We start from the raw sequence: 15,819 nt of genomic DNA on the forward strand, positions 1-15,819 counted from the left end.
TAAAGAGGATTTCAAAAAATGTCGAGAATATTGATCGCCCTTTTCGCTAGCTGCGCGCTTTTGAGCGCCTGTACTAAAAAGACTCAAACCGACAACGAAGTAAATTTGTCGATTTGGGGGAATTATATTTCCCCAGAAACCCAAGCGAAGTTCGAAAAAGAAACCGGCATCAAAATTCATATCTCGAATTATTCCTCCAGCGAAGAGCTTTTAGCCAAGGTCCAAATGGGCTCATCAGGAATCGACGTGGCTGTTCCAACAGACTACATGGTTCAGATCATGGCTAAGATGAATTTGCTCGAGCCCTTGCAGAATGCAAAGATTCCGAACAAAGCATTCATCAATCCTCAATTCATGGGTTTAGATTTCGATCCTAAGAATGAATACTCTGTGCCTTATGCGTGGACGACAATGGGTATCGCGGTGAACCGAAGCCTTTATAAGGGCGCAATGAAAAGTTGGAAGGATTTGCTGAGCAATCCAGAATTAAAAGGCAAGATTGCGCTTTTAGATGATGTGCGCGAAACAATGAGCGCGGCGTTGAAGATGAACGGCTACAGCGTGAACTCGACAAAGCCCGAAGAGCTACTTAAGGCTAAAAACGCTTTGCTTGAAGCAAAAAAGAACGTGAAGATGTTCGCTTCTGATACGATCGACATCTTGAAAAACAAAGAAGTCGTCGCTGCACAAACATATTCATCGGATGCACTTCAAGCCATCGCCCAGGCTCCGGATATTGAATATATTATTCCGTCCGAGGGCTCGACAATGGCCATTGATAATTTAGCCATCGTCAAGGGCGCCAAGCACATTGAAGCTGCTCACAAGCTTATTAACTTCCTCTTAAGTGAAGGCGCTGACATGAACCGCGTGCAAAACATTCGTGCGACTCCGGTGCTCAAAGACACCCGCTCCAAACTGGCGAAAGATCTTCAAGAGAATAAAGCTCTATTCCCTGATGCCAGTGCCATCAAAAACTTAGAGTACATCCACAATCTCGGCGAAGGTAATAAGCTCTTCGAAGATATTTGGACGGAAGTTAAAACTCATTAAGTTTCGTTCGCCTGAGCAGCCCTCACCGCTTGAGGCTGCTCATTTTGCGGATAGCCTCGATCCCCTCGCAAACTGAATTGATGATAAAGGCTGATCGCGCCGACAATGGTCAAAACGACCCCCGACACCAAATAAAACATCACCACTCTTTTGCTTTGGTTAAAGACTAAGTTGAAGGCCGCTATAATGATTAACAAGGGCCCAACAACCACTAAGGAAGAAATAATCTGTCGGAGAGCAAACTCTCCCATTTCTGAATTCATAACCCCGCCTACGTTCAAGAATTTGGTTATATTCGTAAAACTTATCGGCAGGACTTTCGCCTACTTGATAGGTTTTTCGAGGAATCTCTGAAATAAAGTTATCTTTCAAAAAGCGATAAGTAGCTGTCCACTTTTGAGACAACAGTAAGGTGATTCGCTTCAGTGATCAGCATGGGGACCCCCAATTGATCAAAGACGGCCTTCTGTTTCTCAGCATCCACCACCTCGTCAAAACGACCTGTGACCGCCGCCAACGATGGATGCATCTTCTGAATCAAATCCACAAGGTTTAATGGAGCATGAACAGCGCGCAGGAACGCCCTGCTATAATGAAGTTTTTCTTGTCCCGTTCGGAAACGCTCTGGAAAATTCACATTAAATCCCGTTTCGTCCTCGGTAATCCATCCGCCATAATGGGGCCGAGATGTTTCCAAAGGATCTGGAAGATGCGGCGCAATCCCCACAAATTTCACAAACTGGTTGCGCAAATCAGAAACGGCAATTCGCAAAGCAAACCCGCCACCCATTGAATGCCCGGCAAGAGTCACGCACTGAACGGCCTTTTGCATTTTGATATGAATCAACAATTCTTCAAGATCAATTTCAAGTTGATTCATTGGAATTTCATCGCTGGCATTTAGACTGACACCATGGCAGCGGAAATCCGGAGTCACGACATTAGCGATACCTTTTTCAGCTAAGGCCGAGGCCAGTACGCACATATAACGAGAATCACTGCCAGATCCATGATACAGAACAATCAGATCCTCGGACCAAGCAGAATAGAAGCGATAAGACAACTTCGCTCCTTGGCGTGTGATGAAAGTCTCCAGAGGGGCTAGCTTACCCAAAGGAATCTTGAACTCACGTAAGTCCATTGAGGCTTGGCTCATTAGGTTTTCGCCTCTTGTTGCTTTTTATGAACGTAGTAATCGTAGTCACCTTCATAGATGCGAAGTTGGTTTTTATCCACTTCGAACACACGAGTCGTTACTTCACGCAAGAAGTGACGATCATGCGATACAATCAAAACTGTTCCAGGGAAATTCTTGATAGCATCCAGCAAAATCTCGCGAGATTTAATATCCAAGTGATTCGTCGGCTCATCCAGAATCAAAAGATTCACGGGCTGAGCTAGAATCGTCGCAAGAACCACACGTGACTTTTCACCGCCCGATAAAATAGAAATCTTTTTATCAGCCTCTTCACCGGAAAATTTAAACGCCCCCAAAAGACTGCGAACAGTTCCCAGCCCCGCCGTCGGCATGCGCGAATGAACTTCATCAATGATCGTCATCTTAGGATCTAAGACATCCAAAGAGTTCTGACTGAAATACCCCACGTTGATAGAAGCTCCCAAAGAGCATTTTCCTTCGGAAGCGTCCGCCTCGCCAGCGATGATCTTAAGCAATGTAGATTTACCAGCTCCGTTCACGCCCACAACTGCAACGCGGTCTAAACGTTTCACCAAGGCATTGGCACCAGAGAAAACTAGTTTTTCTTTTCCATCATCACGCTTCCAAATTTTAGAAAGGCCTTCAAATTTCACAACCTCTTCCCCACCACGTGGTGGCACCGGCCATTCAAATTTGATTTCTGTTTCCTCTTCAGGAATTTCGATACGATCAATTTTTTCTAGTTTCTTCACGCGAGACTGAACTTGCGCCGCATGGGAAGCACGCGCTGCAAAGCGAGCGATGAATTCTTCTTCCTTGGCAAGCATATCTTCTTGACGTTTTGCTGCTGCGATCAATTGTTCCTTGCGGATATCACGCTCTTTTTCATAGAAATCGTAATTGCCACCATAAACTGTGATTGTCTTATTAGCGATCTCAACAATTTTGCCTACTAGACGATTCATGAAATCGCGATCATGGCTTGTCATCAGGATGGCGCCCTTAAAATTCACAAGCCACTCTTCAAGCCAGATGATCGATTCAACGTCCAAGTGATTCGTCGGCTCGTCCATCAGCAAAACTTCCGGATTCAAAACCAGAATTTTCGCCAAAGCGATACGCATTTTCCAACCACCCGAGAAACTTTCCGTGGGACGATGATAATCATCTGGACCGATACCAAGACCCGTCAGAATTTCAGCTGCGCGAGACTCCAAGTCATAGCCACCCAAGCGTTCAAAGTCCGCCTGAAGTTCACCGTAGACTTCCAAGATTTTTGTCATCTCGTCGGCGTCCAAATCTGGATCGCAAAGTTTGACTTCATATTCTTGCATGCGTTTTTGCATGTCACCGATATTGCCGATGGCTGATTTCACTTCTTCCAAAGCAGAGCGGCCGCGCATGTCTTCGATGTTTTGCGAGAAATAACCTATGACTGTGCGATCTGATTTAGAGACCGTCCCTTCATCAATTCCCTCTTCGCCTGTGATGATGCGAAAGATCGTCGTCTTTCCTGCACCGTTCGGTCCGACAAGACCGATCTTCTCGCCAGCGTTGATCTGGAAAGAGCCATTGCGATAAAGAATCTTATTACCCTGTTGCTTTGTGATATTCGATAAGTGAATCATAGGTCCCTTATATAGCTCGAATCGCCGCCGGATGCGCGGAAAATTTTTAAATATTGTGCCCTATTATTCAGCACTTCACGAGCCTCGCCCCTTCTCAATACCCGCCAGTGCCATCTGAGTAAAAAATCTATCGAAAAGCCCTGTTCACATTCCTGGAACTAAACAATTCCACACATTCTGTGACGAAAAAGCCCCATTCTTAGCCTGCCAGAGTCTTGGCCATACGAGACTTGCCTCCGGTAAATAGTTCATTATTATGGCGACTCCAAAATATTACGGGCTTTTAACTGCCCGATCGTTTATCTTCCGGTCACTATTTTCTGAAAGGCATTCATGACTCCCCCTTTAACTACTGTTGATAGTTTCGAAAGCTTTGGTCTTAGCGCTCCCCTTATGGACGCGATGAAAGACATGGGCTTCTCGACACCAACGCCCATCCAACAACAAGCGCTTCCGATCCTATTAGCTGGAGCTAACGATTTTATCGGTCTGGCATCTACCGGTACTGGTAAAACAGCAGCCTTTGGTATTCCTCTTGTAGAGAATATCGATACGACTAGCAAAGACACACAAGCCCTTGTATTAAGCCCAACACGTGAACTCGCTTTGCAAGTAGCAGAGCAATTAACTCTTCTTGGCAAAAAGAAGGGTCTTCGTGTTGTTACAATTTATGGTGGCTCTAGCTACCGCACACAAATCGACGGTATCCGCCGTGGCGCTCACATCGTAGTCGCGACTCCGGGCCGCTTGGTTGATTTCCTTGAGCAAAAAATGATCAAGCTTCAAAGCGTTCAAACAGTTGTTTTGGACGAAGCGGATGAGATGCTTTCTATGGGCTTTAAAGAGCCTCTAGATTTCATTCTTTCTGCGACTCACCCAGAAGACGCTCAATCAGAGCGTGCGGCTTGCCGTACTTGGTTGTTCTCTGCAACTATGAGCAGCGAAGTTCGTCGTTTGTCTGAAAAGTATTTGGAAAATCCAGAGACTGTTCAGGCTAACAAAGTAGGCTCAACTGCATCTACTATCGAGCAAGTTTACTACACGGTTAAAAACTCCTACAAAATGGAAGTTATCAGCCGTCTATTGCAAACAGCTCCAGAATTCTACGGTATCATCTTCTGCCAAACTAAAATGGAAGTGGCAGAGCTTGCAGAGCTTTTGACTCAACGTGGATTCCCAGCGGATTCTTTGCACGGTGATAAGTCTCAACAAGAACGTGAAGCGACTTTGAAAAAGTTCAAACAACGCCAAATCAAAGTTGTTGTAGCAACGGACGTTGCTGCTCGTGGTTTGGACATCAAAGATCTTACTCACGTGATCAATCACTCTTTGCCATGGGACGTAGAATCTTACGTTCACCGTATCGGTCGTACAGGTCGTAACGGTCAAAGCGGTACTGCAATCACTTTGGTCAATCCAGAGCAATTGAACCTTCTTCGTCGTGTTATGCAGACGACAAAAGCGACTCTTACTAAAGGCGTTGTGCCTTCAGCTGATGAAGTTGCTGGTCTTAAAATCAAAGACGTTTTCGATAAAGTTAGCGCTATGAAAGAAGACGACGTTACAGTGCAACTTGCTAACGATTTGTTGCGCGTATTGGTGACTTCTGGTGATGCTGATTTGTCGGCGTTCTCTAAAGAAGATCTTTTGGCTCGCTTCATCGCGGCTTACTTCCCGAATGTATTCGTGAAGAAAGATCTAATGCTTGATTACATGGGCGATCGTATCCCTCGTGAACTTCTTCCTCGCGATCCAAACGACAACCGCTTCACTCGCAACCGTGAAGGTGGCGGTGATCGTGGTGGTTACCGTGGCAATCGCGGTGGCGGCTACCGTGGTGGAAATCGTGGCTACAGCAGCGATCGCGGCGGTGATCGTGGTGGCTATAGCAGCAACAACGACCGTGGTGGTTACAGAGCGGATCGTAGCACAAACGCAGAAGGTAGCAATGGCGGCGGCGAACGTCGTTCATTCCGCAGTCGCGATAACAATTTCGGCGGTGGCGAGCGTTCTGAGCGTCGTGAATTCAATCGCGATGGCGGTGAACAACGCTCAGACCGCGAACAACGTGGCAGCTTCAACGAAGGTACTGCTCCTCGTGGCTTCCGTAAACGCGAAGACTCTTCTTCAGATCGTGGCGAGCGCAATGACCGTGGTGAACACCGTGGCATCAAACGTGTTCGCAACAGCTCTTCTAGCTCTGGTGGCCGTCGCTTCCGCGACTAGAAGAATCTGGAACAAAATTCGTTTATTTCCTTGCAGGGGTGACATTATGTCGCCCCTGTTTCGTTTTTAGACACCCAAATTATCCAGAGATAAAAATGAGTGCATTTTGAGACAGGCATCATTCCTGCTTTTAAAATCACTATGATCTCGAATATAAAAGTTCTCGCATTCTCGTTTTGCCTTTTACCGCTATTGGCGTCGGCCAGTATTCGCGACTTCAATAGACTTCAAGATGCGAGTGCAACCTCAGGTCACTTCGAAGCTGGCGCCCCTTGCAGAGAGTGCTCTGACATGCGAGCGATGGCTGCTACGGCTGGATCTTTGCGCGATATCCGCAATACTCTTACTGCCAATGCGACGGCTGAGCAGATTTCTGCCATCAGCGACCAGATGAACTGGGGCGACGCCTGTGACAACTTCGTTTCCGATGATGAATTTGGTAAGTGGGCCAATCTTGTGATGAAGGAAATGAAGAGTGGTGAAAATGACTCTTTGATCAAAGGATCTGATGACTTGATGAAGCTCTGCCCTGGCTATCAATCCTTGAATTTAGAGGGCCGTCAAAATGTGTGGGTTCTCATCGTGAATGCCATGGCTTTCTATGAAAGCTCGTGCAACCAACGTAGTAAGGCACAAGGACCGAATGGTTCCTTGATTGGTCTATTGCAACTTCACCGGGGTAAAGAAGACAAGTATGCTCCGAACTGTAAAAAAGGTGACGGAAGTACACCTGCGGGAACCTTTCGTTGTGCTCTATCGATGTTGAATTCTCAGCTTGAAAGAGGCGAGCCTTTGTTCAGTCGTAAATCTTACTGGGATGTTCTTCGTCCTCAGGCTCGCTCGAAAAAATCGATTAAAATTCAAAATGCGATCAAATCATTTCCGTTGTGCCACTAACTATTTAAGCGGCCTGGCGTCCAAATGACAGAAGGGCCGTCTTCAAATCTTCCGTGCATTCCATGCCGCGAACAATTCCCATACGGATGAGTTTATCTCGCAAGGCTTCTTTTAAAGCACAGAGCCGCAGATCCATTCCCGAAGAGCGAAATTCCCTCTGCATTTGCGCAAGGACAGTGATGGCATCCGGTGAAACAGAGCTCACCCCTTGAAAATACAAGACGATGCATTTCACGTCGTCCTTTTTTGCAAGAACTTCAAGGCGGCAAGCTTCTAGTCCCGGGACCACCCCTGGGCTTAACTCTCCGGTGAAAGATACCACCAGCATCTTATTCTTATGACTCAGCGTATAGTTAAACGACTTCTGCGCATCCAACGTACAACTCCTAGAAATCGAATATTTGCGATGGCTTTATGGTAACAAAAGCCACGCCCGAATTAAACTTTTGGCATCAAATTGTTTCTCTATGAATCAGTTCGAGGACTTAACTTGTTAAGGATTTTTATCACCTATTTCGGAAGCCGAATTTCTTGTTGAAAACAAGGGTTTGACAAGCATGGCCAGCCGGAATAATTCTCGTTTTCTCAGAGGGGGAAACGACCATGACTTGGACCGCACTCAAAAAAACAATCTCACTAGGTATCGCGAGCTTTTTTATCGCAATGAGTGCCTTTGCCGGGACTTCAAAAGTTCAAGCGCCACCAACAAGCGTGACGATCAATGCTGATACACTTAAAAAAATGTTGCTTGAGCAAAATATTGGTTTGCTGATCCAAATGAACAAAGTTTATCAAGCAAAACAGCAAATCAATATTAAACGCGCAGACCTTCTTCCATCTATCAATTTGGGCGGAATCATCTCTAGTGGACCAAGCTTCGCGTTGACGACGATTTCAAGTTTGCTTCCATTCTTAATGCCTTCAAACTGGTTTGATTTAAAACAAAGCCAATACCTTTTGAATGCACAGGCGACTTCTTATTACATCGCTCAATTGAACACCTACTCGTCAGCGTATGCACTATACATGACTGTTGTGGGTGATTTGGAATTGCGTGATGTATTGTACTCTCAATACTTGAATTACAAACAAATCGAAGAATTGATCCAGTTGGCTGTTGATGCAGGCATGATGCAACAATCTGACTTGTTGCAGGCGCAAGCTCAATCTCAACTGGCATTCATCCAGGTTTCGCAAGTTGATGAACTCTTGAAACAAGAGAAAGCTTCGATTCGCGAGATGTTGGCACTTCCATTGTCGACTGAAATCGCCTTCGAGAAAAACCACGTGGCTCCTTCTGCAAACGAGACTTTGCCTTTGCAAACTCTTGTAGATCGTTCCTTGAAAAACTCTCCAGAGATTTCTCAAATGACTTCTATGATCTCTGCCGCGAACACGGCTAAATGGAGTGCAGCTTTCAGCTGGTTGACAGGCGCGTCTTTGGGAAGATCTCGTAGCGGTGGCGAATCTGCTTTCGGCGGGCTGACGGCATCAGGCACTGTCGGCTTAGGCTTTGGCTACTTCCCGACTTTGAAACTGAGTGATTACAATATCGACGAATTGAAGCTTGAGAAAACTCAGATCACTTACGACAACGCCCAATTGATCGAATCTACCGTCGGTTCTTTGACAGAGGCACAAAAGCAGGTTGAGATGGCGACTTTGGCGCAAAATAACCTTCAACAGGTCTACAACGGCGAACTTGATAAGTTCCGTGCTGGTATGACGGATCTGTTGCATGTTCTTTCAGCTGCGAACTCTTTGACGACGGCATTGACGAACAAAGTGAAAGCACAAGCGGATCTTGACACTCTTCGTGTGAGCTTAAATCGTGTTATGCTTGACGAAAAATTCTCTCAAGTAGGTGCGTGCGAAATCAAACGCAAAAGCTCTGGCGGTATCGGCGGTCGTCTAGGTCGTATCTTCCACCCAACAAAGGACCAAGTGACTTTGGATGAAATTTGCGGTCCTCAAACTTTGAACTAAGGTTTGAATAGATTTAAAAAGAGCAAAAAGGGAGTCTTTTGACTCCCTTTTTTATTTCTAATATTTGATCACAATTTTTCCAATGGTCTTCCCTGACTCTAACATCTCGTGGGCTTTCTTAAAATTTGCGGCCGTCAAGCCTTCGAAGACATGATTGATCGTGGTCTTCAGCTGTCTTGCATCGACTAAATCTGCGACTTTCGTTAAAAGCTCGTGCTGCTTGATCATGTCGTGGGTTTCAAACATGGAACGTGTGAACATGAACTCCCAGTGAATAGCGACGCTTTTGCGTTTAAACCCGCTGATATCGAAAGGACCTGGATCGTCAATCAGACACAGATCCCCTTGAGGAGCGATGATCTTCTCGATGAATTCTTTGTGTGCTCCCGTCTGGGTCAAACTCAAAACATAACGAACATTATCGAGACCATGGGCGCGAAGTTGCTCATGCATATCCTTGCTGTGATCAATAACGATATCGGCGCCAAGTTTCTTACACCATTCTTGCGAAGCCCCGCGGGAGGCCGTCGCGATGATCTTTAAATGAGTCAATCTTTTGGCAAGTTGAATAGCGATAGAACCAACACCACCTGCTCCGCCGATAATAAGTAATGGATCTTTTTCGTTCACTAAAACCTTGAGGCGATCAAACAATGCTTCCCATGCTGTAATGCTTGTCAGTGGTAAAGCCGCAGCCTCTTCAAAGGAAAGGGAGGTTGGTTTTTTTGCAGCGATTCGCTCGTCCACTAGATGGTATTCACTGTTCGTTCCTGGACGAGTCAAGCTTCCCGCATAGAAAACTTCATCACCGACTTTGAAGAGATCCACTTTGCTGCCGATCTTTTCAACGACACCGGAAGCATCCCAACCAAGAATTTTTGTTTCGCCAGGATTTGGTTTGGTATTTTTTCGAACCTTTGTGTCGACAGGGTTGACTGATACAGCCTTCACTTTGACTAAAATATCATTCGGTCCCGGCGCTGGAATCGACATTTCTGACTCAATCAAAGAATTTTCGTTCGAAATTTCATGAGACTCTAAATATCCAACAACCTTCATAGCTCATCCCTTCTAACAGAAAGCCTACCTGAAGATTGTCTAAAAAGTCTTGGAATTTTTGAAGGTGTTATTGTGCAAAATTAAGAAGTCCACTCCCAGTCGGATCGACATGAGAGTGGAATGCGGCACTAGCCAATAAGCTTGAGTGCCAATTGATTCGATTGATTTGCCTGTGCAAGCGTTGACGTTGCTGCTTGCATCAAGATGTTGTTGCGGGCCATCTCGGAAGATGCCGATGCAACGTCTGTATCACGGATACGACTGTTGGCCGCAGAAAGATTTTCCTGCATGACGCCTAAGTTGTCTGCCGTGGATGTCAGACGGTTTTGCAAAGCTCCCATATAGGCTCTGGTTCCGTTGACACTGGTTTGTGCGTCATCGAGTTTTTGCAAGGACTGTTGCGCAGCCTCTTTCGATGAAAAGTCCAAACCGCTAAGTCCCAACGACGCAAGTGTCGCTGAGCTCTGACCGGCTTCAAACGAAATACGATCTGCATCTGGATTGTTCCCAATACCAACTTGAAAATCAAATTTCGGTGCGGACCCATCAAGAAGTTTCGTCGTGCCCCATGTTGTTGTGTTTGCAATACGATCGATTTCATCGCGCAATTGAACAACCTCTTTGTTAAGCATTCCGCGCTCTTTATCACCAATGGTGTCTGAAGAGGCTTGAACACCCAACTCACGCAAACGTACAACGATATTGCCAATTTCATTCAATCCGCCTTCGGCTGTTTGAATCATTGAAATACCATCGTTAGCATTTCTTTGCGCTTGAGCCGCGGAACGAATTTGTGCTTTTAATCTTTCAGAGATCGCCAACCCTGCAGCATCGTCGGCCGCCTTATTAATGCGACTTCCTGAAGCGAGCTTTGCCATCGAATCGTTCACGATTCGCTGTGTTCCGATCAGATTTCTCTGAGCGTTGAGCGCTGCCAGATTTGTGTTAATTCTCATTCCCATGACAATCTCCGTTAATGTTTCATATTCATAGCGCAAGCCTCCTTGTGTGTTGTCGTTGGCGTCCGAGCCAACATCTCAAACCTTGAGATGCAGACTTTTCGGGAACGCCCGAAGGTTTTTCACGGGACCATAGGATTATTTTTGACCGGTCTTTAATTTTCTAGACACACATCAGACCAAATTTCACAGAGGACTTTCTCACCTTGAGACATGTCCTCTGCAAAACGTCGAGAGCAATCTGTGCATTTTTTCGGGCCGAGTATCCTGCGTAAATTTCTAGCATCAGAATGAGATCAGATTTTCTATGCACAAACCAATAATGGAGGCACGCATGAAAGCACTGGCAGTTCTCTTGATGGTAAGTTCGATTTCCCTTTTCTCTCACACATCGATGGCGAAAGGGACTTATCTGATTCCAATGGATACAACAACAACTGACATCGACTTCGGCGAAGTTTACGTGGGTGACTACACCTATGAAGAAGTTTATGTGCACGCCAGCGACAAAGCATTGGCTCTATCCAATATCGCAATCACTGGAGATATGTTTTCGATGGCCCACAACTGTCCAGCAAGCTTAGATCCGGGCAAAGATTGCCATATCTTTGTGATCTTTGAACCAACTGCTGAAGGAGACTACACAGGAAGCTTAACTGTGAACACCGATGCCGGTGATTATATCTTTAATCTTACTGGTTCTGGATTTACTGACAGCAGCGGTGGGGGCAACGGAGATAACTAGTATTCAAATTTCAAATTCCACGCAGCAAACCATGAGCTAGGAAGGAAGGCGGTCCCCGTTTCTTTCTTTCCTAGCCCCTGGCCTTCATAGAAAGAGCGATCAAAGGATTGTCCCACGTCCAATTCAGTAAAAATCATTTTTGCCAGCAAAAATCTGGTACCGACAAAAACTTTCTTTTCATCGAAGTACAATTTATTATCGGTATCCTGCACGTCATGACGTAACCAAGTCTGTTGATTCCAATCAAAGCCCACAAAATAAGAAGAAATTGGCGGACCATAAGACACTTCTGCTTTTACAATTGTCACCAAGTCAAACAGAGTGAATGCCCAGGGCGCCTCAAACGGAGTGTAACGAAGGAAGATAAACGGCACCCCTACGGCACCAAGTACTGTCGAGCGTTTAAAGTAATAGGCCACAGCCGGGATCGGAATGTTTCTAAAGACCGGACTGTTATTTGTATAGAATAAAGCCCAAATCCAACGATCATTATTTTCAGAAGGAAAAGAATAAAAAAGACTCGCCCCTAACGTGATCGATTCATTTGATGAAAACATACGATCACTGGCAGAACCATAACTCACGCTTCCACCAATTGTTCTTTCCCCATCCATTTTGTGAGTGTATTGCAGGCCAAGCTCTGCTGTGGCCAGGGACTCAGGAACTTCAATCAAAGTGCTTCCTGGAATTTCAATCCCTTTGGGCACCGTCAGATTGCTGCCTCGCAAAGACATATTCAAAATATCGTTTGCTCCATAGTACAAAGGAATTTGCAAAGAGAAGCGGTTGTTGTTCACGGGCTCAACGGGCTCAGTAAATCCAGAATAATCGATTTTGATTTTATTAGATGGGAACCCGTTCATGTTGTCGAATGGAAGATCCATCGCATGGGCCTGCGTCGAAAGGATAAGGACTGCCAATATCAGGCTGACTTTGTTCATGGTCACTCCACTGAAAAACAACAATGTGCTCATCCTACAAAGGACAAAACCAGGAAGCAAGAATTGGTTCTCTGCAAGGAATGCCGTTCCTAGTTCACGTTGCATAGCTTTTCTTTCATGCTGAAATCTGGGGGTGTCATGGAAAGAAGCGCCGATGTTCAGTGGAGCGGGAATCTGAAAGAAGGTCAGGGATTTATTTCCACTCAAAGCCATGTTCTTGAAAAAGTTGGTTATGGATTCTCGACTCGATTTGAAGGAAAACCCGGAACCAATCCCGAAGAATTGATCGCTGCAGCCCATGCGAGTTGCTATGCGATGGCACTTACTGTGGCCCTTCAAGAGATAGGTTTTATTCCAAAGTCTATTCACACTGAAGCTCGCGTCACATTACTCAAAGAAGGCCCTGTTTATCGCATCTCCGCTTCTCATTTGTGTGTCGAAGCCGTTGTGCCTGGTCTGGATACAGCTCAATTTACTCCCATCGCAGAACATGCAAAAAGAGAATGTCCTATTTCAAAACTGATGGATGCTCAGGTCAGTTTGGAGGCCAAAATTTTAACTAATGAACGTCAGTACCCTCTCGCGTCCCCTTAGTTGCTGGACCTTCGGCTTTATTGAAAGCATAGTGAAAAACTAAAGTCCAAAGCTGCGATGCATGATTGATCTCTTTGAATCTCCTTAATAGTCTTTTACTATTTAACAACATGATTCATGAATGAAGGAGATATCATGATTAAGACAGTATTCGCAGCATTGGTTCTGGTAGTAGCTTCAGCTGCTCACGCAGATGTTTATAAATTGGATACAAAGGCTAGTACAGTTGGTTGGACGGCTTCTCATAAAGTAGGCGCAACTCACACTGGTAAAATTGCTGTGAAAGATGGCGAAGTTCAAACGGACGCTAAAGGTGCTATCACTGGCGGCACTGTTAACATCGACATGACGACAATTTCTGATGAAGATTTAAAAAGTAATCCGGAATATCAAAAGAAACTTGTAGGCCATCTTTCTTCTGATGACTTCTTCAAAGTTTCTAAATTCCCGACTTCAACTTTCAAAGTGACAAGCGTAACACCAAAATCTGCACACGAAGTTGTGATCAAAGGTGATTTGACAATCATCGGCACAACAAAACCGGTTGAATTCCCTGCTAAAGTAACAACTGACAAAGGTGTTATGACTAGCGAAGCGACTTTGAAGCTAGATCGCACTCAATGGGGTCTTAAATACGGTTCAGGCAACTTCTTCAAAGAGTTAACTCAAGATAAAATCATCAACGACGATTTCACTTTGAGCTTGAAACTTGTAGCTAAAAAATAATTTTAGCTTTTTTAAAGTTTTCTATAAAGAGGCACTGACGATCAGTGCCTTTTTATTTTCTCTCCATCAAAATAATTCTAAATTCTAGAAACCAGCTCATTCGACTGCCAACCTGGCTTTGTACTCGACTTTCCGGGGTATTTTTACTCTGGCGAGCCTCGAGTGTAGACATTTCTCTTTTAAAAGGGGCTTCCCTATTGCCCCCTTCGCGCTGACAGTGTATTAAAGTCCCATGATCAGCACTTCCAATGTCAGTCTTAGATTCGGTGGCAAGAAACTATTTGAAGATGTGAATGTGAAATTCACTCCGGGCAACTGTTATGGCCTGATCGGCGCCAATGGTGCAGGCAAATCCACTTTCCTAAAAATCCTCTCTAAAGAGTTAGAACCCAATACAGGTGAAGTTATCATTCCTGGCAACTTGCGTTTGTCCGTTTTGAAACAGGATCACTACGCCTATGATTCTATGACGGTATTAAAAACTGTTTTGATGGGCAATGACCGGTTGTTTAGAGTCATGCAGGAAAAAGACGATCTTTATGCAAAACCTGATTTCTCGGAAGCAGATGGCGAACGGGCCTCTTTGCTTGAGACCGAGTTTGCTGAGCTGAACGGTTGGGAAGCTGAATCAGAGGCTGGCGTCATGCTGGCAGGCCTGGGCATCGCCGACGATCTTCATGGCAAACTGATGAGCGAGCTTGAATCCGGCGATAAAGTGAAAGTCTTACTTGCCCAAGCCTTATTCGGCCAGCCCGATATTTTGCTTCTGGATGAGCCGACGAATCACTTGGATATTTATGCGATTCAATGGCTGGAAGAATTCCTTTTCAATTTTGAAAACACCGTCATTGTCGTATCCCATGATCGTCACTTCTTGAATAAGGTCTGCACTCACATGGCTGATATTGATTTCAGCAAAGTGACTATCTACACAGGCAACTACGAGTTCTGGCGTCAAGCGACCGAGTTGAATCAACGCCTTCGCGCGGACCAACAAAGAAAGAATGCGGAAAAAGCGGAAGATCTTAAGAATTTCATCGCGCGATTCAGTGCGAATGCTTCAAAATCCCGGCAGGCCTCTTCTCGTCAAAAGCAATTGGACAAGCTGGACTTGGCAGACTTGCCAGTGTCTTCACGTCGTCAACCGTTTGTGGGCTTTGATCCAAAGCGCGAGGCCGGTAACGATCTTTTGACAGTCACAGGGTTGAATAAATCTGTGAACGGTGAACAGATCCTAAAGAACATCAATTTCACGATCAAAAAAGGTGATAAGGTCGCCCTTGTAGGTCGTAATGACGTTGCAAAGACATTGTTGTTGGACATCCTTGCTGGCGAGGTTGAACCGGATTCTGGAAGTTATACTTGGGGTGTAACAACCACTCGAAGCTATTTCCCAACCGATAACTCAAAATACTTCAACGTAGATGCGGCGACTCTTGTAGATTGGTTGCGTGCATACTCTGAAGATAAAGATGAGTCTTTCCTTCGCGGTTTCTTAGGCAAAATGCTTTTCAGTGGCGAAGATGCTTTGAAAAAACCAAGCGTTCTTTCTGGGGGCGAAAAGGTTCGCTGTATGTTTGCGAAAATGATGCTCTCGGGGGCGAATGTTCTTTTGCTAGATGGACCGACGGCGCACTTGGATTTAGAAAGTATCTCTGCCGTGAATGAAGGCGTAAAGCGCTTTAAAGGAACGGTATTATTCACGTCCCATGACCACGAGTTTGTGCAAACCGTGGCCAATCGTATTATCGAACTTGATACGACAGTGGTCGAAGATATGAATTGCACCTATGACGAATATTTAGAAGCAAAAAAGCCCACGACATAGTGGGCTTTTTTATATATT

The 15,819-nt window shown here is 45.3% G+C and carries 15 protein-coding genes; 8 read left to right on the forward strand and 7 right to left on the reverse strand.

The annotated features are described in order from the left end of the window. Positions 1 to 18: 18 nt before the first annotated feature. Positions 19 to 1,053: a spermidine/putrescine ABC transporter substrate-binding protein gene (locus VF412_RS07135; protein ID WP_331338533.1), complete on the forward strand. Its 1,035-nt coding sequence runs from the start codon at positions 19 to 21 to the stop codon at positions 1,051 to 1,053. Here the strand turns inward: VF412_RS07135 and VF412_RS07140 are convergent. The 3 genes from VF412_RS07140 to VF412_RS07150 form a co-directional block, all read right to left on the reverse strand. Beyond that, positions 1,050 to 1,316 (reverse strand): hypothetical protein, encoded by a 267-nt coding sequence (locus tag VF412_RS07140; protein ID WP_331338534.1) that lies wholly within the window; start codon positions 1,314 to 1,316, stop codon positions 1,050 to 1,052. The two genes, VF412_RS07135 and VF412_RS07140, sit on opposite strands and share 4 nt — an antisense overlap. A gap of 98 nt (positions 1,317 to 1,414) precedes the next feature. Next, positions 1,415 to 2,209: an alpha/beta hydrolase gene (locus tag VF412_RS07145; RefSeq protein WP_331338535.1), complete on the reverse strand. Its 795-nt coding sequence runs from the start codon at positions 2,207 to 2,209 to the stop codon at positions 1,415 to 1,417. Further along, positions 2,209 to 3,840, reverse strand: a complete 1,632-nt coding sequence (locus VF412_RS07150; RefSeq protein WP_331338536.1) for an ABC-F family ATP-binding cassette domain-containing protein — start codon at positions 3,838 to 3,840, stop codon at positions 2,209 to 2,211. Before VF412_RS07150 ends, VF412_RS07145 begins: the two co-directional genes overlap by 1 nt. A gap of 333 nt (positions 3,841 to 4,173) precedes the next feature. On the opposite strand from VF412_RS07150, the gene VF412_RS07155 reads away from it, so the two are divergent. Further along, on the forward strand, positions 4,174 to 6,066 hold the full coding sequence (locus VF412_RS07155; protein ID WP_331338537.1) for a DEAD/DEAH box helicase: 1,893 nt from the start codon (positions 4,174 to 4,176) through the stop codon (positions 6,064 to 6,066). Between the two features lie 141 nt (positions 6,067 to 6,207). Beyond that, entirely contained in the window at positions 6,208 to 6,963 is a 756-nt protein-coding gene (locus VF412_RS07160) for a hypothetical protein (RefSeq protein ID WP_331338538.1), read from the forward strand. Between the two features lie 4 nt (positions 6,964 to 6,967). Here VF412_RS07160 and VF412_RS07165 read toward each other — a convergent pair whose 3' ends face one another. Continuing rightward, positions 6,968 to 7,339 (reverse strand): STAS domain-containing protein, encoded by a 372-nt coding sequence (locus VF412_RS07165; protein ID WP_331338539.1) that lies wholly within the window; start codon positions 7,337 to 7,339, stop codon positions 6,968 to 6,970. 227 nt (positions 7,340 to 7,566) lie between these two features. Here VF412_RS07165 and VF412_RS07170 point away from each other — a divergent pair, with 227 nt between their 5' ends. Continuing rightward, positions 7,567 to 8,949: a TolC family protein gene (locus VF412_RS07170; protein ID WP_331338540.1), complete on the forward strand. Its 1,383-nt coding sequence runs from the start codon at positions 7,567 to 7,569 to the stop codon at positions 8,947 to 8,949. A 57-nt stretch (positions 8,950 to 9,006) separates the two neighbouring features. Here the strand turns inward: VF412_RS07170 and VF412_RS07175 are convergent, their stop codons facing one another. Both VF412_RS07175 and VF412_RS07180 read right to left on the reverse strand, forming a co-directional pair. Then, positions 9,007 to 10,008, reverse strand: a complete 1,002-nt coding sequence (locus tag VF412_RS07175; protein ID WP_331338541.1) for a zinc-binding alcohol dehydrogenase family protein — start codon at positions 10,006 to 10,008, stop codon at positions 9,007 to 9,009. Positions 10,009 to 10,136: 128 nt separating this feature from the next. Next, entirely contained in the window at positions 10,137 to 10,970 is an 834-nt protein-coding gene (locus VF412_RS07180) for a flagellin (protein ID WP_331338542.1), read from the reverse strand. Between the two features lie 331 nt (positions 10,971 to 11,301). On the opposite strand from VF412_RS07180, the gene VF412_RS07185 reads away from it, so the two are divergent. Then, positions 11,302 to 11,712, forward strand: a complete 411-nt coding sequence (locus VF412_RS07185; protein WP_331338543.1) for a choice-of-anchor D domain-containing protein — start codon at positions 11,302 to 11,304, stop codon at positions 11,710 to 11,712. On the opposite strand, the gene VF412_RS07190 is transcribed toward VF412_RS07185, so the two are convergent. Next, on the reverse strand, positions 11,709 to 12,758 hold the full coding sequence (locus VF412_RS07190) for a hypothetical protein (RefSeq protein ID WP_331338544.1): 1,050 nt from the start codon (positions 12,756 to 12,758) through the stop codon (positions 11,709 to 11,711). The genes VF412_RS07185 and VF412_RS07190 overlap by 4 nt on opposite strands. Positions 12,759 to 12,791: 33 nt before the next feature. Between VF412_RS07190 and VF412_RS07195 the strand changes: the two genes are divergently transcribed. From VF412_RS07195 to VF412_RS07205, 3 genes are all read left to right on the forward strand, one after another. Next, the gene (locus VF412_RS07195; protein WP_331338545.1) at positions 12,792 to 13,247 is read left to right on the forward strand and encodes an OsmC family protein; all 456 of its coding nucleotides are present in this window, start codon (positions 12,792 to 12,794) and stop codon (positions 13,245 to 13,247) included. A gap of 135 nt (positions 13,248 to 13,382) precedes the next feature. After that, positions 13,383 to 13,973, forward strand: a complete 591-nt coding sequence (locus VF412_RS07200; protein ID WP_331338546.1) for a YceI family protein — start codon at positions 13,383 to 13,385, stop codon at positions 13,971 to 13,973. A 232-nt stretch (positions 13,974 to 14,205) separates the two neighbouring features. Then, complete coding sequence (locus tag VF412_RS07205) at positions 14,206 to 15,801, forward strand: ABC-F family ATP-binding cassette domain-containing protein (protein ID WP_331338547.1); 1,596 nt, start codon at positions 14,206 to 14,208, stop codon at positions 15,799 to 15,801. The last annotated feature ends 18 nt before the right edge of the window (positions 15,802 to 15,819 follow it).

This window comes from Bdellovibrio sp., assembly GCF_036384735.1.
Taxonomy (GTDB): domain Bacteria; phylum Bdellovibrionota; class Bdellovibrionia; order Bdellovibrionales; family Bdellovibrionaceae; genus Bdellovibrio.

Excerpts from the sequence above, each read along its gene's own strand:
- VF412_RS07180 (WP_331338542.1), bottom strand. The coding sequence starts at position 10,970 with ATGGGAATGAGAATTAACACAAATCTGGCAGCGCTCAACGCTCAGAGA.
- VF412_RS07140 (WP_331338534.1), bottom strand. The coding sequence starts at position 1,316 with ATGAATTCAGAAATGGGAGAGTTTGCTCTCCGACAGATTATTTCTTCC.
- VF412_RS07155 (WP_331338537.1), top strand. The coding sequence starts at position 4,174 with ATGACTCCCCCTTTAACTACTGTTGATAGTTTCGAAAGCTTTGGTCTT.
- VF412_RS07175 (WP_331338541.1), bottom strand. The coding sequence starts at position 10,008 with ATGAAGGTTGTTGGATATTTAGAGTCTCATGAAATTTCGAACGAAAAT.
- VF412_RS07185 (WP_331338543.1), top strand. The coding sequence starts at position 11,302 with ATGAAAGCACTGGCAGTTCTCTTGATGGTAAGTTCGATTTCCCTTTTC.
- VF412_RS07200 (WP_331338546.1), top strand. The coding sequence starts at position 13,383 with ATGATTAAGACAGTATTCGCAGCATTGGTTCTGGTAGTAGCTTCAGCT.
- VF412_RS07195 (WP_331338545.1), top strand. The coding sequence starts at position 12,792 with ATGGAAAGAAGCGCCGATGTTCAGTGGAGCGGGAATCTGAAAGAAGGT.
- VF412_RS07135 (WP_331338533.1), top strand. The coding sequence starts at position 19 with ATGTCGAGAATATTGATCGCCCTTTTCGCTAGCTGCGCGCTTTTGAGC.
- VF412_RS07145 (WP_331338535.1), bottom strand. The coding sequence starts at position 2,209 with ATGAGCCAAGCCTCAATGGACTTACGTGAGTTCAAGATTCCTTTGGGT.
- VF412_RS07160 (WP_331338538.1), top strand. The coding sequence starts at position 6,208 with ATGATCTCGAATATAAAAGTTCTCGCATTCTCGTTTTGCCTTTTACCG.
- VF412_RS07190 (WP_331338544.1), bottom strand. The coding sequence starts at position 12,758 with ATGCAACGTGAACTAGGAACGGCATTCCTTGCAGAGAACCAATTCTTG.
- VF412_RS07205 (WP_331338547.1), top strand. The coding sequence starts at position 14,206 with ATGATCAGCACTTCCAATGTCAGTCTTAGATTCGGTGGCAAGAAACTA.
- VF412_RS07170 (WP_331338540.1), top strand. The coding sequence starts at position 7,567 with ATGACTTGGACCGCACTCAAAAAAACAATCTCACTAGGTATCGCGAGC.
- VF412_RS07150 (WP_331338536.1), bottom strand. The coding sequence starts at position 3,840 with ATGATTCACTTATCGAATATCACAAAGCAACAGGGTAATAAGATTCTT.